The sequence below is a fragment of the Fructilactobacillus sp. X2R5C2 genome, assembly GCF_059901375.1.
In genome coordinates this window covers 1-23,488 of sequence record NZ_JBWXUX010000001.1, presented here as the reverse complement: position 1 = coordinate 23,488, position 23,488 = coordinate 1, and the positions used below count along the sequence as shown (strand labels likewise).

Sequence of the window (23,488 nt, the reverse complement as noted above, 5' to 3'; positions counted from 1 at the left end):
ATTAAGCTTCGTCTTTAATAATGTATTGCGGACGGTGTTTGGTTTCTAAGTAAATCTTTCCGATGTATTTTCCTAAAATTCCTAGACAGAAAAGTTGGATACCACCGATTAAAAGAATGATTGAAACAAGTGAAGGCCACCCAGCAACGGCACCACCGAAGAATAATGCCCTAATAACTACAAAGGCAATTCCGATTAATGAAATCAAAAATGAGATTACACCCACATAGGTCGCAAACGTAAGGGGAGCATCAGAAAAATCGATAATTCCTTCCATGGAGTATTCTACTAACTGGGAAAAAGACCAGTGGGTTTCTCCAGCTGCCCGAGGAACACCTTGGTATTTTAAGTACTTGGTGTTAAAACCAACCCAAGCAAAAATGCCTTTTGAGAAACGATTATATTCCGTTAGTTCGTTAACGGCGTCTACATAACGACGTGACATTAGACGGTAATCACGAACATTTGGCTTAATCTGAACGTCCGACATTTTATCAATTACTTTGTAGAACATTGAGGAACAAAACGCTCTTACCGGGTTTTGTTTTCTACTAGTTTGGATGCAGCCAACACAGTCATAATCCTCTGTTTGGATAATATGGAGCATTTTGGGAAGTAGGGCCGGCGGATCCTGAAGATCAACATCCATAAGAGCAACGTAGTCACCCTTGGCATTTCTAAGTCCAGCAGCCATCCCAGCTTCTTTTCCAAAGTTTCTTGAAAAGGAGATGAAGTGAACCGTATCGGGGTGCTGTTCGTGGAGGTTCTTAATGATCTTAAAAGTATCGTCACTCGAGCCGTCATTTACGAAAAGGTAGTCAGGTTCATACTTCTTTTCATTTTTATTCATTTGTGCAAAAACTTTTTCTACCGTTTTGTAGAAAAGTTCAATTGATTCTTGTTCGTTATAACAAGGAACAATTAGACTAATTTTTTCCAAAATTAATTACTCCTTAGTACTTGGCAATTAAAACTTTTACAAAGAAATGTTACCAATTATTTACAGATTGATTATTATCATTTTATCATTAATTAGGATAGTTTGGCATCGGAATTAGACAAATCTTTTGATATAATTAAGATACTAGACAGCGGAGGTGTTAAAGATGGGAAAGCCAATTAAAGTTATGACCGTTTTTGGAACTCGGCCAGAAGCCATTAAAATGGCTCCAATTATTTTAGAAATGAACCGTCATCGTAATCAATTTACTCCCATCACCGTTGTCACTGGACAGCATCGCGAGATGTTGCAACAGGTGCTAGATATTTTCAAGATCGTCCCAGACTATAATTTGAATATTATGAAAAAAGCACAAACACTTAGCGATATCACAGTTTCCGTGATTGCCCAGTTAAATCCGATTATTGCTAAGACTGATCCTGATATTGTTTTGGTTCATGGTGATACCACCAGTACATTTGCTGCATCAGTGGCCACTTTTTATCATAAAAAAATGCTTGCCCACGTTGAAGCAGGGTTACGAACGCATGATAAATATTCTCCCTATCCGGAAGAAATGAATCGTCAACTAACTGATGTTCTAGCTGATTTGTATTTTGCGCCAACGGAGTTAAGTAAAAAGAACTTATTGAAAGAAAATCATCCAGAGTCTCACATTTTTGTGACCGGTAATACTGCAATTGATGCGCTCCATCAAACGGTTAGTGATCATTATCATCATTCCATTTTGGATAAGATTAATCCTAAACATCGGATTATTTTACTTACCATGCATCGTCGTGAAAATCTGGGCGAACCAATGAAACGAACGTTTGAAACCATTAAAGAAGTAGTCGATCATCATTCGGATGTTGATGTGGTTTATCCCGTTCATTTGAATCCGGTTGTACAGCAAATGGCTCGTCAAATTTTCAAAGATGATCCGCGCATTCATTTAATTGAGCCATTAGACGTGGTTGATTTTCATAATATGGCTGCTCGAAGTTACTTTATTATGACTGATTCTGGTGGGGTCCAAGAGGAAGCGCCGTCCCTTGGTAAACCAGTTTTGGTACTTAGAACGTCAACAGAGCGACCTGAGGGAGTTAAAGCTGGTACTTTAAAGTTAGTAGGAACTGATCCTCAGACAATTCGAAGAGCTATGGAAGATCTCTTAGATCATCCAGCTGAATACCAAAAAATGGCTGATGCACATAATCCATACGGAGATGGGACAGCATCTCAGAAAATTTTATCTGCAATTGAGGCAACTTTTAAAAAGGAGTCCTAGCTTGTGGAATTGAAAATAAACCAAAAATTTGTTTCTTTCATTAAATTGGTAATGAAGCATTTTAAGATGGGAAATGTGTCTGATTCTGCCATTGTCTTGGCATACTACGCTTTGCTATCTCTATTTCCCATTTTAATTATGCTGGGCAGTATCATTAAGTTACTACACGGAGATCCAAATGATATTTTAACGTACATCAAAACAGCGGTTCCGCCATCAATCTATACGATGCTCCTTCCCATGATTAAATCAGCCTTTGATAATAATAATAGTGGGGGAAGTTTATCGATTGGACTGCTACTGGTAATTTGGTCTGCTAGTCAAGCAATGGCAGCCTTTCAAAGAACGGTTAATCGAACGTATGGCGTGGCTGATGATCAAAATCCGATTATGAATCGCTTAATTTCGTTTGTATGGATGCTTTTATTGGTACTTTTATTGATCATTTTGATGATTCTCCAAGGATTTGGTCAAGGGATTATTATGTATTTAAGACCCATTTTGCATCTTTCCACCGTCGCAACTAAAGTTGTGGCAGAGATCCGAATTCCCTTTATCATCGCAGTATCATTTATAATTGTTATGCTTCTTTATTATTTTGTTCCCAGCGTTAAAACCAAGATTCGATATACTATTTTTGGTTCAGGTATTTCAGTAATCGGACTAATGATTTTGTCTCAAGCATTTTCGTTGATCATTGAGTACTTTTTTAGAAATATTACTGCTTACAAAACATTAGGAACATTTATCGTAATTATGTTGTGGTTATATTTTATTGGACTCGTTTTGATGTTTGGATCTGTCATTAATGCAAGCGTTCAAGAATATTATACTGGAAGTATTGAATCGACGAGGGGATCAGTTCGCTCAATTATTACCAACGCTCGTAGATTTCGTTCTGAAAAGAAAAACACCACCAAAAATTAAGTGGTGGCGTTTTATTGATTGATTACTTGCGACTTGCTTCGACTAATTGGCGTGAAAATTCATCGAGATCTTTAATGTCGTTTTCATCTGGTTCAAGGTTGATTTTGACACTTTCAGCCCCTTGAGTAGCGTTGGTTGCTTTTAGAGCCTTGGTGAATTCGTCAACAGCAACATTATAGTATTCCTGGTAAAAGACGTCTCCAGATCCTGCCACTCCAAAGATTTTGCCCTCTAAATTAAGGGAATCAAGATCTTCGAAAAAGTCCATTCCCTCTTCGGGGAGAGCCCCTTCATCGTACGTATAAGGACATATCACAATAATATCGGTATCTTTAAGTTCATCAGCATCGGTTTGAGAAATTTCGGTTTCTTCAACGTCGACACCAAGGTCTTCTAACCCCTCGGTCACGATGTCAGCAACATCTTCGTTATTTCCGGTAATGGTGGCATAAATCACGTGTGCTTTTGGCATGAGTGAATCCACTTCCTTTATAGTATTTGCAAATAAGTATATCAGAATAGTTTTAACTTGTTAATTTGATGGGAGTTGACGTTGTTGGACAAACAATCGGCAAAAAAATTAAAAGTGACTAAGATCGTCACTCAAAAAAGACCCGGAAGATATAATGTGTACATTAATGATCACTATGCCTTCCCAGTTAGCGAAGAAGTGATGATTCAATTTGGCATTTTTAAGGATTCAGAGCTAGATCAGAATCAGATCAATCAAATTAAAGCAGCAGATGATGTTTCAAAGTTATATAATAAGGCTATCAATTTTATTTCATATCAGACACGCTCAAAAAGGGAAGTTAGGGACAAATTAAAGTCATTTTCAGATAATCTGGAAGCAATTGATAAGGCAGTTGAACAACTGGAACAGATCAATCTGCTTAACGATGAGCACTATGCTGATACATATGTAAAGGGAGTTGTTGAACAGCAAAACAAGGGTCCCATGGATGTTTCACGTTATTTAAAACAGAAGGGAATTGCGGATGAATCCATTAACATTGCGATTGAAAATAATTATCCAGAAGAAGCGGTACTAAGAAATGGGGAAAATCAAGCAAAAAAGGTTTTTGCGCATAACCAGCGTTTTCCATTCAATAAGCGGATTCAAAAAACAAAGACTTCCCTATACCGGAAGGGCTATTCATTTGATGATATTGACACCATTATTAGCGAGATGAACTTTCAGGGTGACGCTGAACAGCAAGATGAGTTACTAAATAAAGAGGGTAACAAAGTCTGGCACAAATATCGAAATTATGATGACGCCAAACAACGTCAGAAATCAAAACAGTCACTTTATCGGAAGGGTTTTGATCTGGATGACATTGATCAATTTCTGGACACAAAAGAAAATTAATTGGAGTGAATTAAATGAACAGATTTAAGAATTCAGCTTTATTTTTTTGGACGATTGAGATCCTAATTGCGGTAGGAATTGTTTATTTGTGTTCCAAAGTTGGTTTTATCTTTTCACCAATTGTCATTTTTGTATCAACCATCTTTGTTCCCCTGCTACTGGCGGGATTCTTGTACTATATGCTTAATCCGATCGTTAATTTACTGATGAAAATAAAAATTACCAAAACGAAGAAAATCAATCGAACGTGGGCAACTGCCATTGTGTTCTTGATTGTGATTGGCGTCATTGTTTACATGGTCTTTTCGTTTGTTCCCCGCTTAATTACACAGGTAGCAAATATGGTAGGGGCCGCACCCGAGTTCGCTAAACAAGGCCAAGAATTATTAACTAAGGTTACTCGTTATGGATTTTTAAAAAAGGTGGACTGGCGTCCCATTGTTGATAAACTACAGTCTTCCTATTCATCGTATCTAAAGACGGTTCTTGCAAACTTAACTAGTAGTGTCGGATCCATCATTTCAATGGCTACTAACGTAGTGGTAACAGCAATTACGGTTCCAGTAATCTTATTTTACATGTTAAAAGATGGAAATAAGTTATTACCAAGTATTGAGAAACTAATGCCCGCTCTATCAAAACATCATCAGAAACAGACCGTTACATTACTAAAGAAGATGAATCACACGCTTTCACGATACATTGGAGGTCAAGTGATTGAGTGTCTGTTTGTTGGAACATTTACCTCGTTAGGCTACGTTTTGATTGGTCAAAAGTATGCACTTCTGTTAGGGGTATTTGCCGGGTTATGTAACATCATTCCTTACGTTGGTCCTTACATTGGAATTATTCCATCGCTTTTCGTTGCCTTTTCAGATAATATTATGCAAGTTATTTGGGTAATTGTGGTGGTTATTATCGTGCAACAAATCGATGGTAATCTGGTTTATCCAAATGTAATCGGTAAGTCACTCAAAATTCATCCCCTTACCATTATTATTATTTTACTAGCAGCTGGACACATTGCGGGATTATTTGGGATGATTTTAGCCATTCCGGTTTATGCGATTGCTAAAGTAATTATCGAGTATTGTTATAATATTTGGCTAGTACAACATGATAATTCCAATACTACCCCTAAGGGCGATGCACCAAGTTAAAATTTTTTTATGGAATAATTAATTTGATTGACGGTAATGGAAGATATGCTAACATTTAATTATGAATTAAAGATAAGTGAACCTCTACAGGAGATATTATGACAAAAGTAATTACATATGGCACTTTTGATCTACTTCATAAGGGTCATGTACGTTTATTAAAACGTGCTCGTGAATTAGGTGACTCGTTGACGGTTGGTCTTTCGACGGACGAGTTTAACGCCGTAAAAGGGAAACGAGCTTATAATTCTTACGAAGATCGAAAGTATATCTTGGATGCCATTCGATATGTTGATGAAGTAATTCCTGAAAAGGGCTGGAATCAGAAAATCTCTGATATTAAAAATCACAATATTGATATTTTTGTAATGGGTGATGATTGGAAGGGGAAGTTTGACTTTCTTAAAGATTACTGCAAGGTAATTTATCTTCCACGAACTCAGGGGATTTCAACCTCTAAAATCAAGTCTGATTTAGGTGTTACAAGTAAAAGTGATTGGGAAGAATAGATTTTGTACACGGATACCCTAGTTTAATTGCTAGGATATTTTGGCGTCTAAAGGGAGAAAAATGGCACAGGCACTTTTTTTGGTAACTTCAGTTCACGGAGCTCAAAAAGCTAATTTTAAAGATAGACTTAGAAGAATGGTTGATGATGGAAATGAAATTAAAATTGTAATTTCTATTTTTAACTACGACGAATCACAATACGTGGCCGCTCTTATTAATGAACTAGCAAGTTCATTTCGAAATCATAAGCAAGTTGAAATTCTGCAATTATTTGATATCTTCTATAAACAACGGGGGACGAAAGACCCAGATAATGAAACAGATGTTGATCTTGCTTCATTAAATGTGCAAAAAAAAGTGGTTAAAAACCATCATATCGAAGTTTATAGTGATGATAATGGATTAGTTCGGGCTGAGCTCTATGAAATTCTACCCCAATCTAGTTTGTACAAATTAAATTGCTATAAGGGATCGGACGTTTCTAAAGTGATTTATTATAATGAACAAAAGAAACCCGTTGCTGTAACTAGTCAGGTTAATAGTAATCATTGGACAACTAAATTTTTAAATCAAAATGAGGCCATTTCATGTTGTGTTGATCAATTATCCGGAGGGCCCATGCAACAGTATTATTTAAGCAAGACTTCCATTATCCAATCGCCTGAAAAGAGTGTAAAGCTTTCTAAGCCAGTTAGTAATCTAGTTGATGATGATGAAAATACTGGGAACGTAAAATACGTGATGAAGGATTCGGCGGTTTCTTCCTACGTGATTTCAGATTATGGTAATGCGAGTCGATACAGTGACTTGGCTGCTTTTAATGTTTCTTTGATCAATCAGTACGGCGGTAACAGTGATACCACTGTTTTTATTGATCTGGATGACATGATCAATTTTTCGAAATATCTCAATAGAAACGTAATTTTCAACTATTAAGGAGAAACAATGCGAGTAATACTTTCTAACGTTACTGAAGAACAATCAAAGCTGAAAATTGAATTTGAGTTGGTTAATCCTAGTTATGCAAATGAAGATGCAACTGTTACCCTGATTGAGAAAGAAAGTTTAGCTTCGATTACCGTTCCCGTGCCTGCTCAAAATGTTAATGGTAATACGGCGATTATTACAATTGATCCAACTAAATTTCACTTTGATTTGATTGGACAGGATGAATTTCAGTGGCAGCTTTATTACTCTTGCGGAAATACAGAGCATCGCGCACTTATCCAAGTTGAGGGTGAGTACGTCAGTGCCGTTCATCGAATTGGCTTTAAAGCTTATTATCAGTACGATATTGATCCATCAGGAATGGCAGTTTTTTATGTCCGAACTAATCGGACTGCCAAACAATTTGTAATGAACTCAGCTAATTTATTTGGAAATGGTATGCTGCGTTTAACTGGTTTTGATCAAATTAATGACCAAAAGCTTAATAAAATGGCCATTATTCTTAGAAAGGCGAGCGATCAAAGTGAACAAACTTATCCAGTGTATAAGCGTCCCTTCAAAGGGATTTTTGAAATCACCATTCCCTTAGAACAACTTGATGACGAGGATACATATCGTCTTTACATTGAATATGATTATCAGGAAAAACATTTGCGCCAAAGATTAGTAATGGATACCTCGTTGAGTTCATTTAGAACCATTGCCAAACTGGCTAATCATCACGAATTGGTCTTAAAAGAGGGCCATAAGGGTCAATTACGGGTCGTTGCAAGAAAACAGCCGGATGCATCAAAGCAAATTGCTAAATTTCGTCACAAGTTAACCCACTTGTGGAAATCGTTTAAGATTCTAGCTGGCAAAGTTAATCGTTTACGACTGAGAAAATTATTTAAGCGCGGTCATACACCGTTTGCTACTACGACAATTGTTTTTGAAAGCTTTGGGGGACGCCAGGTTAGTGACAGTCCGTATGCCATTTATCAAGTTTTTAAGAAATTATATCCTAAACTTAATTTTGTGTGGTCAATTCAAAAATCACAAAAGCAGTTTTGTAAGGATCATAATATAAATTACGTGATCAAAAATACTGGGCGTTGGGTTCGAATCATGGGGAAAGCTAAGGTATGGATCAGTAACGCTCGTTTTCCAGCCTGGGTCATTAAACCTGATTACGTAACCTACGTTCAAACGTGGCATGGCACCCCACTTAAGAAATTAGGATTGGATATTGAACGAGTTTCAATGCCTGGAACCACGACCAATAAGTATCATGATAACTTTGTAAAAGAGGCCAATCGGTGGGATGCTTTGATTTCCCCCAATGATTTTTCAACAAAAGTTTTTAGAAGTGCGTTTGGTTATGAAAATCAAATTTTAAAAGTTGGTTACCCACGAAATGATGAACTGATCAACGACAATTACCCAACCGAAATTAATAAGATTAAGGATAAACTTGGCATCCCACGGAATAAGAAAGTGGTGCTGTATGCACCCACCTATCGTGATAATCAGTTTGAAAGTAAGGGGAAGTATACCTTTAAACTACCATTTAGTTTAGATGAGTTTAAACAACGTTTTGGGGAAGATACCGTCTTGATTTTACGGATGCATTATTTGATTTCAAACGTGTTAGACGTGTCTGACTATCATGGGTACGTTTATGACCTATCAAATTATTCAAATATTTCTGACTTGTATCTGATTTCTGACTTATTAATTACGGATTATTCTTCAGTCTTTTTTGATTACGCTTACCTTAAGCGTCCCATCTTGTTTTATCCTTATGATTACCATACTTATAAGGATGAACTACGTGGATTTTATCTTAACTATGAACGTGATTTGCCTGGGGAAATTGTTTATGATTCTGAGCAACTAATGAATGGGATTGAAAGTGCCTTAAAGAATGGTGACGTTGAACACGATCCTAAATTTATGGATTTTTATAATCGGTTCTGTAGGATTAATGATGGATTAAGTTCAATTAAAGTAATTGATTATGTAATGCAGCAAATTCGTTAAAAGTAATCCGGAATTTCCGGATTTTTTGTTTTATGGTATACAATCAGTCTATAAAGAAAGGAAGTAAAGATGAAAAAAGCAGACCTAGAAAAAGAAGTTGATAAACGGAGAACTTTTGCCATTATTTCTCATCCGGATGCCGGGAAAACAACGATTACCGAGCAGTTGTTACTTTTTGGTGGAATTGTTCGAGAAGCCGGAACCGTAAAAGCGAAGAAAAGTGGCAATTTTGCTAAATCAGATTGGATGGAGATTGAGCAGAAACGTGGAATTTCCGTCACTAGTTCCGTGATGCAATTTGATTACCAAGGGAAACGAATTAATATTTTGGATACTCCTGGTCATGAGGATTTTTCAGAAGACACTTATCGAACTCTCATGGCGGTTGATTCTGCCGTCATGGTTATCGATGCTGCCAAGGGGATTGAACCACAAACTAAGAAATTGTTTAAGATCTGTAAAATGCGGGGAATTCCAATTTTTACTTTTATGAATAAGTTGGACCGTGACAGTAAAGATCCAATGGAGTTAATTGATCAACTTGAAAATGTACTTGGTATTGAAGCTTATCCGATGAATTGGCCGATTGGATCAGGAAGAATTTTAAAGGGCTTATACGACCGTTATAATCGGCGAATTGAATTATATAAGACGGAAGCCAAGGGTGAAAGTTTTATTAAGTTAGATGATGACGGCAATATTGTTGGCGATAGTCCGTTAAAAGATGACAGTATTTACCAAGACGCAAGAAGCGAGATGGATCTAATTTCTGAAGCGGGGAACCAATTTAGCAAAACCAAGATTGCTAATGGTGATCAGACGCCCGTCTTCTTTGGATCTGCCTTGGTTAATTTTGGGGTAAAAACATTTTTGGATGCTTACTTGAAGCTTTCTCCGGCTCCTGGTCCTCACAAAACGTTGCAAGGGAATGAAGTTGAGCCCACTTCGCCAGAATTTTCGGGTTTTGTGTTTAAGATTCAGGCTAATATGAATCCGCGTCATCGTGATCGAATTGCGTTTGTACGGATTTGTTCCGGTGAATTTCAGAAGGGGATGGATGTTACACTTGATCGGACCCAAAAATCCATTCGTTTATCTAACGTAACTGAGTTTATGGCTAATACTCGAGAAAACGTACAGACGGCCGTTGCTGGCGACATCATTGGCCTTTATGATACGGGTAATTTCCAGATTGGTGATACGATTTATACGGGAAAGAAACCAATTGCGTTCGAAAAGCTACCGCAGTTTACCCCGGAACTATTCATGCGAGTTTCAGCTAAAAATGTTATGAAACAAAAGTCATTTCACAAGGGAATCAAACAACTCGTTCAAGAAGGTGCCATTCAGCTTTACACTAATTACAGTACTGGTCAGTACATTTTAGGGGCAGTTGGGCAACTTCAGTTTGAAGTATTTCAGTTTAGAATGAAAAATGAATACAATTCTGACGTTGTGATGGAGCCGATGGGTCATAAGATTGCTCGTTGGATTGATCCTGATCAACTGGATGAGAAAATGTCTTCATCCCGAAACATTTTGGTGCGTGATCAGAAGGGAGATCCATTGTTCCTATTTGAAAACGAATTTGCTGAACGATGGTTTAAAGATAAGTATCCTGATGTTAAGTTAACTGCCAAGCTTTAGGATTGAATTAACACAATATTAGTCTTAAACTGGCATTTATGAGAGGTAGATGTGAATTATGAAAAAACTAAGTGCTTGCACGAGTGTAATGGTTGGAAAAGATGCTAGTGTTGATGGTTCAACGATGATTTCGCGTAATGATGATACTTTTTTGCCATTGACGCCGCAACGTTTCTACGTTCAGCCTGCATATCAAAATGAGGATAAAGTTTGGAAATCCAATCAAAATGGTTTTACAGCTCAGATGCCAAAATCAGGTTATCGGATTTTAATGACTCCTAACGCTGATGTTAAAAAAGAAGGGGTTTACGCTGAAAGTGGTTTTAACGAGAAAAATGTTGCCATGAGTGCTACTGAGAGCGTTTATGGAAATGAACATGCTTTAGCTCATGACCCATTAGTTGAACATGGATTAGCCGAAGACTCATTACAATCAATGGTGTTACCTTACATTAATTCTGCACGTGATGGGGTTAAGTACCTAGGAAACTTAATTAAAAACTATGGTTCTCCAGAGGGTAATGGGGTCCTCTTTAGTGATAAAAATGAAGTTTGGTATATGGAAATTGTTACTGGTCACCATTGGGTTGCTCAGCGGATCCCAGATGATAGTTATGCCGTAGTGGCAAATGAAGTAGCAATCCAACAGGTTGATTTTGATGATCCTGAAAACTTTATGTATTCTGATGGATTGCAAGAGTTTGTGGAAAAATACCACTTAAATCCTGATCAAGCTGGTTTTAATTTCAGACATATTTTTGGTACTCACAATGAGTTTGATCATCATTACAATACCCCACGAGTTTGGTATGGACAAAAAGTCTTGAATCCTGAGATTGAACAAAGTCCTACTTCCAATGACTTACCATTTATTAGAAAAGCCGATCGTAAGATTGAAGTTAGTGATGTTGAATTTATTTTGAGTTCACATTATAACGAAACTAAGTATGATCCCTTAGCTAAGGATCCACAGGAATCTAACACTCAATTTCGACCAATTTCAATGAACCGAACTCAAAATTCACATGTTCTTCAGATTCGAAACGATGTCAGTGAAAAATGTTCTACCATTATGTGGTTGAATTTTGGGGTTCCTGCTTTTAGTCCATATGTTCCCTTCTTTGCGAACGTTAATGAGACAGATCCTAGTTACGAAAATACTCCATTAACTATGGATGACAAGAGTGCGTACTGGATGTACCGAAAGTTATCAATGATTGTTGAATCACATTACAGTAATTTTATTCAACAAGATCGTGATTTTAAAAAGTCTGCTAATGAACTGTTTTTAGGCCATCTTTCGGATACTATTAATCAAGCATCGAATATGAGTGAATCAGATGCCTCAGAGTTTTTGAAGGATCAAAACCAACGGCTCGTTAAAGAGATGCGAGCTCGGACCTATCAGTTTATGCATGAACTGATTGAAAAGGGACTTACACTTTCTAAATTAACTTATAATATGGATAAAAATCTATAATAAAAAGCCTACTCATTTGAGTAGGCTTTTTTAGTTTAAACGTTTGTCAAAGTTATTAACTCGAATTGTTTGATGTTTTTTGACCCATTGGGAACCACCAAGATTTAGCCAATCACCTTGATTGGTTTTAATCTCAGTGAAAACTCGCCATGTCGATCCAGCTGGTAAGATTTGATCGTATTTGCGATTTTGTTGGGGTGAATCATACACCGACGTTGGAATTTTCATTTTAACGAGATAGTTAACTGACTGAACCACTTTCCAATTAGAACGGCGATAATACAAGATGATGTTCTGGGGCTTTTCAGTGAACTGACCGTTTAAATCTCCAATTGAAAGATGGAGGTCGTAATTTGAGATAACTGGTGCCTGAAGTGAGAAATGATGATGAAAAGAACCGTTCACAATAATTGGGGTCTGGAGAAGCCGGAAAGTATCAAAATCGAAGCAATAAACACTAACTGGCTGACCAAGTTTAGGCATGTAATGGAATTTAATTAACTGGTTGGACGTGTTCATTTTTCTAGTTAATCCATCGATATTGATAAGAATGTAATTTTGGATTTGTGGAACGATGAAATTAATGGGGGTCACCAATGGAACCACTAATGATTTCAGTTGGTTTGAGTTGATTACCAGCTTGATCCACAAACTCCATTAAGACGGTGCTTGGTTTTTTTGCTCCGGATTGTTTAGAAGAGGGACGTTTAGTCTCTGATGTGGAACTTTTATGTATGGGCTGCTGGTTAAATGAGTTATCAGGAACCGAAGGGGTTTGAGTGGGGTTGCTAGTTTGTTTGCTTGGTTGATGGACCCGATGTTTGGTGTGTTTATAATGATGACCGGTTCTCAAAAGAATTTTTTTCATCCAATTAAACATAATTTTCCTCCACTGATGATTTATATTGATTTTACCATTTTTTGAAATAAAAAAAGACCCCGATTAGAATTCTAATCGGGGTCTAACTTAGTTACTTAGCGTTAATAATGATATTGTTATCTTTATCGGTATCGGCAACTAAATTGTTAGTTTCTGGGTGATTCAAGAAGTAATCAGCAGTTTGATCTTCTAATTGTTCTTGAATTACTCTTCTAAGTGGACGAGCTCCCATTGAAGGATTGTATCCTAATTCAACAATTTTTTGTTTAGCTGAATCAGTAACCGCAATATGAACGTTCCGTGATGAAAGCATGTTGTTCATGTCTTTAATCATTAAGTCAACGATTTGATTCAAATCGTTCTTAGTGAGTTGATTGAACTCAACAATATCATCGAAACGATTCAAGAATTCAGGTTTGAAGTAAAGTCCAAGCTTATCCATTACTGAATGAGTCTTACCAGTTGATTCTGGGGTAAATCCAACGCTTGCTTCTGCGTCACTTCCAGCGTTACTAGTCATGATAATGACAGTATCCTTGAAGGAAACGGTTCGACCTTGTGAATCAGTTAAACGACCATCATCCAAGATTTGAAGGAACGTGTGCAGAACATCAGGGTGAGCTTTTTCAACTTCATCCAATAAGATTAAGCTGTAAGGATTACGACGAACTTTTTCAGTTAACTGACCAGCTTCATCGTATCCAACATAGCCAGGTGGTGAACCAATCAACTTTGCGACTGATTGTGGTTCACGATATTCTGACATGTCAAATCGGATCATTGAATCTTCAGATCCAAATAATTCTCTAGCAAGTTGTTTAGCCATTTCAGTCTTACCAATTCCAGTTGATCCAACGAATAAGAATGAACCAATTGGACGACCACTACCATTAAAACCAATTCGGTTTCGTTTGATTGCCTTAGCAACCGAATCAACAGCCTTGTCTTGTCCAATAACATGTTGCTTTAAGTTCGGAGCCAAATCCTTTAACTGTTGTTGTTCCTTGGTTTGTAGTTCACCAACTGGGATATTAGTCATTTCTTCAACAACTTGTTGCATATCTTTTTCGGTAACGGTGTTGTGCTTTTCACTTGTAGCACCCTTATCTTTACTTTGGTGTAGTCGTTTGATCTTATCGCGATAGTAAGCAGCTTGTTCGTAATCTTCCTTATCTAAAGCAACTTCTTTTTCATGCTCGGCACTATCAATTTCTTTATCAATTGTTTTAGGATCGATAATGTTTAAAGTTAAGTTCTTTCTTGATCCGGTTTCGTCCAATAAATCAATGGCCTTATCGGGAAGATAACGATCACTGATGTAACGATCGGAGAGGGTAGCAGCCGCTTTGACGGCTTTATCAGTATATTTAACTAAATGATAGTTTTCATACCGGTTTTGCAGACCCTTTAAAATTTTAATTGATTGATCGACCGTTGGTTCTTTAACCATGATGGGTTGCAATCGACGTGAAAGAGCTGAATCTTTTTCAATATCACGATACTCTTTCATGGTGGTTGCACCAATTAACTGAAAATCACCACGAGCAAGGGCTGGCTTTAGAACATTACCAGCGTCCATGCCACCTTCAGCATTTCCAGCTCCCATGATTTCATGAATTTCATCAATGAATAAAATAACGTTTCGGTTGGATTGAACTTCCTTAATTAATTGTTGCATTCTTTTTTCAAATTGACCACGAACTCCAGTACCTTGAACCATGGATACCATGTCTAATTGGATAACTTGCTTGTTTTGTAGCTTTTGGGGAACGGTTCCATCAGCAATCTTTTGGGCTAAGCCCTCAACAATCGCTGTTTTTCCGACTCCAGCTTCACCAATTAAAACGGGATTATTCTTACCTCGACGGTTTAAGACTTCAATGGCACGTGCGGTTTCTTTATCACGTCCAATGACTGGATCGAGTTTTCCAGCTTTGGCTTTCTTAGTTAAGTCAGTTCCATAGGTAGAAAGAATTGATTTTGAACCATTTCTACCATTACCTTGTCCACTTTGTGGTGGAACTTGGTAGTCGTTTACTTGACCATTTTGCATTGCGCGAAGAAAGTCATCAAGACTACCAAATCCATATGAACCTTGTCCTTCCATAGTTTAAGCCTCCTTTTGCTAAACTAAATCGTCAGACAAAAGTCTGACCTTTATTGACCATTCATGAATATTATACGCACTAATGATATTCAATCAAGTATTTTGACTGATCTAAGAATGGTTTTAAATGTGTTAAGATTGAAGTTAATTAGGAGGATGTTATGAGTAAAAATAAAGATGATTTTACTAAATTATTAAATCAATTAAAAGATGGTGAAATTAAAGATTTGACAATTAATCCAAAAGATTTTCCCGAATTTCAACAAGCTTTTATGAATTTTCCAACCCGGAAGAGGATCGTGGGCAAAGCCAGTGAAAAGGGTATTTTAACCTATCACTATTCATCTGAAAATTAGCGCTATGACAATTATGTAAGCGATTAATGATAATTACTTGTTTTTTAGATGATAAATTGATATTCTTAAACTGTAAATAGAGTTAAATAAACGATTAAAGGAGTGCGTTCATTATGGAGAAACGTCAATTCAAAATTACTGCAGAAACTGGCATTCACGCTCGTCCAGCAACGTTGTTAGTTCAAACTGCAAGTAAATTTGATTCAAACATTAGTCTTGAATACGGAGACAAATCTGTTAACTTAAAGTCAATCATGGGTGTTATGTCATTAGGTGTCGGCGAAGGTGCTGAGATTACAATTTCAGCAGATGGCGACGATGCTAAGGAAGCTCTTGATGCAATTGCCAAGACTATGAAGGATGAAGGATTGATCGACTAATATGACTACCCTAAAAGGTGTCGGTGTTAGTGATGGAATCGCATTCGGTAAAGCTTATTGTTTAGCTAAACCAGATTTGACTTTTGATAAAGATACCTTTTTAGGTATAGAACAAGAAGAAGCACGCCTTAAAAAAGCATTTCGAGATACTAAAACAACTATTATGAACATTAAACAGCATAATAGTGCCGAAATGGCTAAAAAGTATCTTGATATTTTAGATTTTTATTTAGAAGTTTTATCTGATCCAGAGTTAATCAATGAAGTTAAACGGGTCATAACAGAAGAAAATAAGAATGCTGCAGTTGCATTGAATCGTGTGTTCAATCAATATGCAGCTATTTTTTTAAAAATGAACGACGAATATCTAAGGGAACGTGTTCATGATATTAATGATATGCGTGACCAGCTTCTAGGACGTTTACTTGATATTGATACTCCTGATCTTTCGCTTATTGACCAGCCCGTAGTAATCGTTGCGAATTCCATTTCTCCAACTCAAATCGCACAAGTTCAAAAGAAAAATATTCTTGGGATCGTCACAGCGGTGGGAACCAAAACTTCCCATGCTGCAATTATTTCTCGCAGCATGGATGTTCCAGCTGTGTTAGGATTACAACCCCGTCTAAGTGACATAAAAAATGGGGAACAATTAATCGTTGACGGAAGTAGTGGCGAGGTAGTTACGGCCCCTGATCCCCATGAAATTAAGAAATACCAAAGAAAATCAGAAAAATTTAAACAACAAAGAAAAGTTTGGGCTAAATTTATAAACCAGCCTACCAAAACGCTTGATGGGCAAAAGCTTTTACTAGGGGCAAACGTTAGTAGTGAAAGTGAGGTTGAAAACGCCCTAAATGTCGGTGCCGATTCAATGGGATTGTTTCGGACTGAATATATTTATATGAATTCTGATCATCTCCCGAGTGAAGATGAACAAGCTTCGATTTACCAAAACATCGTCTCGAAGGTTAATGGAAAGCAACTAACTTTTAGAACGATGGACATTGGTGGCGATAAATTAGTTAGTTATTTACCTAATATTGCGCACAAAGAGTCCAATCCCTTTCTGGGGTATCGAGCCATTCGTTATAGTTTGGGGGAAAGTTCTATTTTTCGTACCCAGATCAGAGCACTTCTTAGATCCTCTGCTTATGGACCAATCCGAATTATGTTTCCAATGATATCGACAATTTCAGAACTAGACCAAGCACTTTCAATTTATAATGAGGAACGACAAAATTTAATTAATGAGGGTGTTCCGGTTGGTTCAGTTCAGTTAGGAACTATGATTGAGGTACCAGCTGCAGCAATTATGATTGATAAAATTATCTCTAAGGTGGATTTTGTCAGCATTGGAACCAATGATTTAGTCCAGTATACGGTAGCCGTTGATCGTGGGAATGAACGAGTTTCGTATCTATACCAAGCTTGTGATCCTGCGGTACTACGACTAATTGGTCACGTCGTGAGGACGGTTCATAAGGCAGGAAAAACCGTGGGAATTTGTGGAGAAGTAGCTGCTGATCCTCAGGTAATTCCGTTTTTAATTGGACTAGGAATGGATGAATTATCGACGACGCCCACTCAAATTTTAAAAACAAGAGCTTATATTAGTAGAATCAATTCGCAAACTGCAGGTCAATTGGCAGATAATATTATTTTAAACGCTGGCACTACTAGTGAAGTTAATAATATGATTCAGGACTTCACTTCTAAAATGCCAGAATAAACGTATCATTGAGACTTGAATAGATGAACACAAAGTTGCAAACCACATTTTAAACCCATATAATTACATTTGTTTAACGTCAAAGAGAGAAGGGGAAACTACGTGAATATTGGTTTGTTTACAGATACTTACTTCCCGCAAGTCAGTGGAGTTGCTACATCAATCAAAACATTAAAGGATGAGCTCGAAAGACGTGGTAATCACGTATACATTTTTACCACAACTGATCCTAATGTAGAAAAAAACGATGATAGTGAAAAAGACATTTATCGTTTTTCAAGTGTTCCTTTTATTTCTTTTACCGAACGAAGAATTGCAGTTAGAGGGATTTTTCAAGCTTATCAAATCGCTAAGCAACTTAAATTAGATATTGTTCACACTCAAACTGAATTTTCGCTTGGAATCATCGGTAAATTTGTTGCTAAAAATTTAAACATCCCGTGTATTCATACTTATCACACTATGTATGAAGATTATTTGCATTATGTTGCCAACGGTAAACTATTGAAGCCCATCCATGTAAAGGAAATGATGTTAGCTTTTTGTCATCACATGGATGGTGTAGTGGCGCCAAGTAAGCGAGTTTTGGATAAGTTAACGGACTATGGAGTGAAAAGTCCTATTCGGATTATTCCAACTGGGATTGATGTGAAGCACTATGAAAAAAATGATCATGTTGATATCAGAAAAAAGCTGGGTCTTAATTCCAATACTCCGGTAATGGTGTCTGTCAGTCGAGTTGCATATGAGAAAAACATTTCAGAAATGATCGATGCTTTGCCCAAAATCTTGAAGCAAGTTCCTAATGCCATGTTGGTCATTGTTGGTGAGGGACCTGCTGAAGACGATTTAATGAAGCAAGTGAGTGACATGAAACTTAATGATCACGTTATTTTTACTGGAGAGATTAACAACAATAACGTTAATGATTATTATAGAATGGCTGATGTTTTTGTTTCTACCTCGAATTCTGAATCTCAGGGATTAACTTATATTGAAGCGGTGGCTGCTGGTACGAAAGTAGTTGTGGCGCGAAGTCCATATACAGATGACTTAATTGATGATAAATCCATTGGGATGACATTTGAATCTGAAGATAAATTTGTGGAAGAGACAGTCGATTATTTGCAAAATCGTGGTCGATATCCAGATTATCAGAATGTACGAGAACAAAAATTGCATGAGATCTCTGCAGAATATTTTGTAGATCAAATGCTGAGCTTTTACGAGGATACCATTCAAGAGTTTGATCGAACGAAAGCTAAACAAACTAACACATCTGACTGAGGAGTTTTGTTGATGTTAAAGATTGACATGTTTTCAACGGCCGATAAAGTAAAGGGCCAAGGTGTTGGGAGTGCCTATGTTGAATTGATTGCAATGTTAAAAAAACATTTTCCCAATGATTTTGACATTGAAATTAACAAATTTAATCGTTCCGATATTAGTCATTACCACACCATTAATCCATCTTTTTATTTATCGACCTTTTCAAAAAAACGAGGAAGAAAGATTGGATATGTTCATTTTTTGCCGGAAACGCTCGAAGGAAGCTTAAAAATTCCAACACCTTTTCGACAAATTTTTTATAAGTATGTAGTGGCATTTTATAAGCGGATGGATCACATTGTAGTTGTAAACCCTATGTTTATTCCTAAACTGGAGAAATATGGGATTGACAAGCAAAAAATTACATATATTCCTAATTTTGTTAGTAAAAAGGAATTTTATCCGATCTCAAAACCCCAAAAGAAACAACTACGATATCAATACGGTTATGAGGAGAATCGTTTTACCGTTCTTGGAACTGGCCAAGTTCAAACTCGGAAGGGTGTAATTGATTTTGGTAAGTTGGCTAAGCAAAATCCTGATATTCAGTTTATTTGGGCTGGCGGCTTTTCATTTGGAAAAATGACGGATGGGTATTCTGAACTGAAAAAATTAGTTGATAATCCACCCCAAAATCTTAGTTTCCCTGGGATTGTTGATCGTAAAGAATTAGTTAATTATTATAATATGGCTGATTTATTTCTTTTACCGTCGTATAATGAATTATTCCCAATGTCAGTTTTAGAGGCATTTTCGTGTGGAATTCCAGTTATGTTAAGAAATTTATCTTTATATAAAAAGATTATTGACGGATATTATATTTCAGCAAATAATGAAGTTGAAATGGATAAAAAGCTTAAGGTGTTATTAAATGACCCTAACTTACTAAAACAGTATGCGGAAAAGTCACTTAAAGCATCAGATTATTATTCCGAGGATCATCTAGCCAAGATTTGGCATGATTTTTATTTTGACCAGGCGAAAAAGGGGTAATTGAATGTCCAGAAGAAATAAAATTTCACTACTTATCATGATTGCCCTTGGGCTCTTAATTTCGTGGTATGCGGCAAGAGACATCAAGTTTAGTGTGCTTATAAGAGACATTGTTGATATTAATCCATTGTGGCTTTTAATCGCACTTGGCTGCATCTTGCTTTACTTTGGCCTTGAATCAGTAATTACTTATATGTTAGTGCGTAACAGTGATCCGAACTTTACGTTTCGGGATGCGATTCGGGTTCCCTTAGTTGAACAATTATTCAATGGGATAACGCCATTTTCATCTGGTGGTCAGCCAGCTCAATTGTTTGTCTTGATTCAATCTGGTGTTGATGGGGGGCGAGCAAGCTCGGCTTTACTGATGAAATTTGTGGTTTATCAAGCAATGATTGTAATCAACTTCTTTATTGCTTTAATTATTGGATTTAACTATGTAATTGATAAGATGCACGCTTTGGCGTGGTTTGTTGTCTTTGGATTTGTAATTCATATGTTTGTAATTGTGTCATTATTGATGATTATGTACTGGCACTCATTTACTAAAAAATTTGTTAATATTTGTATTAAACCGGTGAAATGGTTTGTTAAAGATGATACATTTTATAAGTTAGTAAATACTTTAAATCAAAAAATTGATAACTTTTATAAAGAAAGTGTGAAAATTGCTCATCAAGGTAAATTGATGGTAAAAGTATTCGTCATCACTTTCTTTCAGCTCCTTTTTTATTACTTAATTCCTTACTTCATTATGCTTGCGTTGGGTTATACTAATGCTAATGTAGTAATGGTTACTAGTCTTCATATTTTAATTGTAATGATTATTTCGATTTTCCCAATTCCCGGTGGGGCTGGGGGAGCAGAATATAGTTTTGAGATGATCTTTCGAAGTTACATCACTAATGGAAGTAAACTTGTACTAGCGATGATTTTGTGGAGAATTCTTACGTATTACCTTGGCTTAATTCTTGGAGTATTTGCGCTTGTAATGAAACCAAGTGAGAAGGCACAAAAGAGTAGAAGGATATTAAAGGGCAAAAGTCATAAGAGTTTTGGAGGAAGCTAGAATGTCTCGAATATTAAAAAGCATTCGTAATTTTTTTAATACCACTATTGGTTTTTTTGTGCTGGTAATCGTTCTGTACTGGATAACCACATTGGTTGTTTATAACGTTGATTTTAGTTTGGGTGTCAAAGGTGGCATGCAAACGTTTTTACTCATCGTTAATCCGATTCCTTCAGGACTGTTGTTATTTGGGATTGCCCTGTACTTTCGTGGGAAACTTTCTTATTGGTTAATGTTAATAATTGATTTTCTTCAATCAACTTGGCTCTTTGCCAACGTTTTATATTATAGGGAATTCTCCGATTTTTTATCAATTGGAATTATTAAGGGAACTGGTGATGTCCAGAATAACCTAGGAAAAAGTATGATGGAGATTTTGCATCCAGCTGACTTTTTGATTTATCTAGATGTTTTGGCCTTGATTTTATTACTGGTTTTTAAAATCATTAAGATTGATTATCGTCCGTTTAAGTATCGTTATGCGATTGGAATAACTTTATTGTCTATTTTGTTAATGGGTGGAGAATATTCACTTGCTAATTCAGATCGAAGTGGCCTTTTGACGAGGACTTTTGATAATAACTATATTGTTAAGTATTTAGGGTTAAATGAATACGCGGCCTTTAATGCCTATCAGACCCATCAAGAAAGTTCTACTAGAGCAAAAGCTAAGGCTTCTGATTTAAATAGTGTGAAGAAGTTTATTAACCAACACCAGACCTATCCAAGTGTTAAATACTTTGGAAAGGAAAAGGGAAAGAACGTCTTCATTATTCATTTGGAGAGTTTTCAACAATTTTTGATTAATTATAAGGTTAATGGACAAGAAGTAACTCCTAATATTAATAAGTTTTACAGTGATCAACACACGATTTCGTTTGATAATTTCTATCATCAAGTGGCTCAAGGTAAAACTTCAGACGCTGAAATGATGCTGGAAAATTCGTTGTATGGTTTGCCACAGGGATCTGCCATGGTTACATATGGTTCACAGAACACTTTCCAGGCGGCTCCTGCAATATTAGGCCAGAAAGGTTATTCAACGGCTGTCTTTCACGGAGATGTCCCTAGCTTTTGGAATCGTGACAATACCTATAAGTCATGGGGATACCAGTACTTCTTCGATAGCAATTATTATAAGAAGAAGGCTTCATACAACGTTGGATATGGTATGAAAGATAAGATCTTGTTTAGAGATTCCATTCCATATTTGGAAAAGTTACCGCAACCATTTTATGCTAAAATGATTACTCTTACTAACCATTATCCATATGAACTGGATAAGCAGAATGTATCGTTCCCTGCACTTAAAACAGGGGATAGCACTGTCGATCCGTATGTTCAGACAGCTCACTATTTGGACCAGTCTTTTGGTGAATTTGAGGACTATTTGAACAAGAGTGGTTTAATGAAAAATAGTGTAATTGTGTTATATGGTGATCACTATGGTATTTCTAATAATCATCGACCAGCAATTGCCAAACTATTAAATAAAAAGTCAGTTAATAATTATGATTTAGCTAACTTCCAGAAAGTGCCATTTATGATTCATGCTGATAATTTGGATGGGCATGTTGATCATACTTATGGTGGAGAAATAGATGTTTTGCCAACCTTACTCCATCTATTAGGCATTAAGAATAATAATATGATTCAGTTTGGACATGATTTGTTAGGGAATAATCCTAACCAAATTGTTCCATTTCGGGATGGCGATTTTGTTACACCACAATACACTAAGATTGGCGGAACGGTTTATGATTCTAAGACTGGGCAAGATCTCAAACTGAATAAAGAACAACAGCAACAGGTTGATGATATTCAAAATTATGTAACGAGTGACCTATCATTGTCGGACCGAGTTATTTATGGCGATTTGCTTCGTTTTTATCATCCAAAGGGATTCAAACCAGTAAATCGAAAAGATTATAACTATAAACCTAAGAATGCGATGGAACAATTGGATAAAGCCGATAAAGAACATAAGACAGACCTGATTGATCAGCATGGAGGAAAATCGACTGTTCCTATGTATCATACTGATGCGCCAGAGCTTAAGTAGGCAATTTAAGCATTTAGATGAAAATCTAAATGCTTTTTTTATAAAAAAGTCTTGACGGAATTTTATTTACTTGGTATAGTAGTTCTTGTCGTTAAGTCCGCCAAAACAATTTGGTTAAAATTAGTCAGACTTTTCTATTGACAACAAATTAACCACATGGTATATTAATATATGCGGCGTTGAGGTAAAACAAAACGGCGATCAGTAAGAGTAGATCTTTGAAAACTGAACAAGATTTTGATTACAAGTGTAAGGTAGTTTTAAGTGTACAAGCTTAAAATTA

General features: G+C 36.5%; 21 protein-coding genes. 16 read left to right on the top strand and 5 right to left on the bottom strand.

Annotated elements, in window-relative coordinates; genetic code table 11:
• Position 1: 1 nt before the first annotated feature.
• Positions 2 to 940 (bottom strand): glycosyltransferase family 2 protein, encoded by a 939-nt coding sequence (locus tag AC6UD2_RS00105; protein ID WP_039144717.1) that lies wholly within the window; start codon positions 938 to 940, stop codon positions 2 to 4.
• Between the two features lie 166 nt (positions 941 to 1,106).
• On the opposite strand from AC6UD2_RS00105, the gene wecB reads away from it, so the two are divergent.
• Positions 1,107 to 2,231, top strand: coding sequence for a non-hydrolyzing UDP-N-acetylglucosamine 2-epimerase (gene wecB, locus AC6UD2_RS00100; RefSeq protein WP_500697634.1), 1,125 nt, complete (start codon positions 1,107 to 1,109; stop codon positions 2,229 to 2,231).
• A 3-nt stretch (positions 2,232 to 2,234) separates the two neighbouring features.
• A complete protein-coding gene (locus AC6UD2_RS00095) occupies positions 2,235 to 3,158 on the top strand; it encodes a YihY/virulence factor BrkB family protein (protein ID WP_500697633.1) in 924 nt (307 codons plus the stop codon).
• Between the two features lie 22 nt (positions 3,159 to 3,180).
• On the opposite strand, the gene AC6UD2_RS00090 is transcribed toward AC6UD2_RS00095, so the two are convergent.
• Complete coding sequence (locus AC6UD2_RS00090) at positions 3,181 to 3,630, bottom strand: flavodoxin (RefSeq protein ID WP_500697632.1); 450 nt, start codon at positions 3,628 to 3,630, stop codon at positions 3,181 to 3,183.
• Between the two features lie 81 nt (positions 3,631 to 3,711).
• On the opposite strand from AC6UD2_RS00090, the gene recX reads away from it, so the two are divergent.
• The 7 genes from recX (at position 3,712) to AC6UD2_RS00055 (ending at position 12,297) form a co-directional block, all read left to right on the top strand.
• Entirely contained in the window at positions 3,712 to 4,530 is an 819-nt protein-coding gene (recX, locus tag AC6UD2_RS00085; protein ID WP_500697631.1) for a recombination regulator RecX, read from the top strand.
• Positions 4,531 to 4,544: 14 nt separating this feature from the next.
• Positions 4,545 to 5,690 carry an AI-2E family transporter gene (locus AC6UD2_RS00080; RefSeq protein WP_500697630.1) on the top strand — a complete coding sequence of 382 codons (1,146 nt, stop codon included), beginning with the start codon at positions 4,545 to 4,547 and terminating at the stop codon, positions 5,688 to 5,690.
• A 98-nt stretch (positions 5,691 to 5,788) separates the two neighbouring features.
• Positions 5,789 to 6,199, top strand: coding sequence for a glycerol-3-phosphate cytidylyltransferase (gene tagD, locus AC6UD2_RS00075; RefSeq protein WP_010022794.1), 411 nt, complete (start codon positions 5,789 to 5,791; stop codon positions 6,197 to 6,199).
• A gap of 61 nt (positions 6,200 to 6,260) precedes the next feature.
• Positions 6,261 to 7,136, top strand: coding sequence for a hypothetical protein (locus AC6UD2_RS00070; protein ID WP_500697629.1), 876 nt, complete (start codon positions 6,261 to 6,263; stop codon positions 7,134 to 7,136).
• Between the two features lie 9 nt (positions 7,137 to 7,145).
• A complete protein-coding gene (locus AC6UD2_RS00065; RefSeq protein ID WP_500697628.1) occupies positions 7,146 to 9,170 on the top strand; it encodes a CDP-glycerol glycerophosphotransferase family protein in 2,025 nt (674 codons plus the stop codon).
• Between the two features lie 69 nt (positions 9,171 to 9,239).
• The gene (locus tag AC6UD2_RS00060) at positions 9,240 to 10,817 is read left to right on the top strand and encodes a peptide chain release factor 3 (protein WP_010022798.1); all 1,578 of its coding nucleotides are present in this window, start codon (positions 9,240 to 9,242) and stop codon (positions 10,815 to 10,817) included.
• 58 nt (positions 10,818 to 10,875) lie between these two features.
• A complete protein-coding gene (locus tag AC6UD2_RS00055) occupies positions 10,876 to 12,297 on the top strand; it encodes a C69 family dipeptidase (RefSeq protein WP_500697627.1) in 1,422 nt (473 codons plus the stop codon).
• Positions 12,298 to 12,327: 30 nt separating this feature from the next.
• Here the strand turns inward: AC6UD2_RS00055 and AC6UD2_RS00050 are convergent, their stop codons facing one another.
• The 3 genes from AC6UD2_RS00050 to AC6UD2_RS00040 form a co-directional block, all read right to left on the bottom strand.
• On the bottom strand, positions 12,328 to 12,816 hold the full coding sequence (locus AC6UD2_RS00050) for a MucBP domain-containing protein (protein ID WP_500697626.1): 489 nt from the start codon (positions 12,814 to 12,816) through the stop codon (positions 12,328 to 12,330).
• A 61-nt stretch (positions 12,817 to 12,877) separates the two neighbouring features.
• Positions 12,878 to 13,177 (bottom strand): MucBP domain-containing protein, encoded by a 300-nt coding sequence (locus AC6UD2_RS00045; RefSeq protein WP_500697625.1) that lies wholly within the window; start codon positions 13,175 to 13,177, stop codon positions 12,878 to 12,880.
• A gap of 91 nt (positions 13,178 to 13,268) precedes the next feature.
• Entirely contained in the window at positions 13,269 to 15,284 is a 2,016-nt protein-coding gene (locus AC6UD2_RS00040; protein ID WP_039144694.1) for an ATP-dependent Clp protease ATP-binding subunit, read from the bottom strand.
• Between the two features lie 161 nt (positions 15,285 to 15,445).
• Here AC6UD2_RS00040 and ykzS point away from each other — a divergent pair, with 161 nt between their 5' ends.
• The 7 genes from ykzS to AC6UD2_RS00005 all read left to right on the top strand — a co-directional run bounded on the left by ykzS (position 15,446) and on the right by AC6UD2_RS00005 (position 23,205).
• Entirely contained in the window at positions 15,446 to 15,640 is a 195-nt protein-coding gene (gene ykzS, locus AC6UD2_RS00035; protein WP_010022803.1) for a protein YkzS, read from the top strand.
• A 113-nt stretch (positions 15,641 to 15,753) separates the two neighbouring features.
• Positions 15,754 to 16,020 (top strand): phosphocarrier protein HPr, encoded by a 267-nt coding sequence (locus tag AC6UD2_RS00030; protein ID WP_039144692.1) that lies wholly within the window; start codon positions 15,754 to 15,756, stop codon positions 16,018 to 16,020.
• Position 16,021: 1 nt separating this feature from the next.
• The gene (gene ptsP, locus AC6UD2_RS00025; protein ID WP_500697624.1) at positions 16,022 to 17,752 is read left to right on the top strand and encodes a phosphoenolpyruvate--protein phosphotransferase; all 1,731 of its coding nucleotides are present in this window, start codon (positions 16,022 to 16,024) and stop codon (positions 17,750 to 17,752) included.
• A 102-nt stretch (positions 17,753 to 17,854) separates the two neighbouring features.
• The gene (locus AC6UD2_RS00020) at positions 17,855 to 19,039 is read left to right on the top strand and encodes a glycosyltransferase family 4 protein (RefSeq protein ID WP_500697623.1); all 1,185 of its coding nucleotides are present in this window, start codon (positions 17,855 to 17,857) and stop codon (positions 19,037 to 19,039) included.
• Between the two features lie 12 nt (positions 19,040 to 19,051).
• Positions 19,052 to 20,074, top strand: coding sequence for a glycosyltransferase family 4 protein (locus AC6UD2_RS00015; protein WP_500697622.1), 1,023 nt, complete (start codon positions 19,052 to 19,054; stop codon positions 20,072 to 20,074).
• A 4-nt stretch (positions 20,075 to 20,078) separates the two neighbouring features.
• Positions 20,079 to 21,143, top strand: a complete 1,065-nt coding sequence (locus AC6UD2_RS00010; RefSeq protein ID WP_500697621.1) for a lysylphosphatidylglycerol synthase transmembrane domain-containing protein — start codon at positions 20,079 to 20,081, stop codon at positions 21,141 to 21,143.
• A 1-nt stretch (position 21,144) separates the two neighbouring features.
• The gene (locus tag AC6UD2_RS00005; protein WP_500697620.1) at positions 21,145 to 23,205 is read left to right on the top strand and encodes an LTA synthase family protein; all 2,061 of its coding nucleotides are present in this window, start codon (positions 21,145 to 21,147) and stop codon (positions 23,203 to 23,205) included.
• Positions 23,206 to 23,488 lie beyond the last annotated feature (283 nt).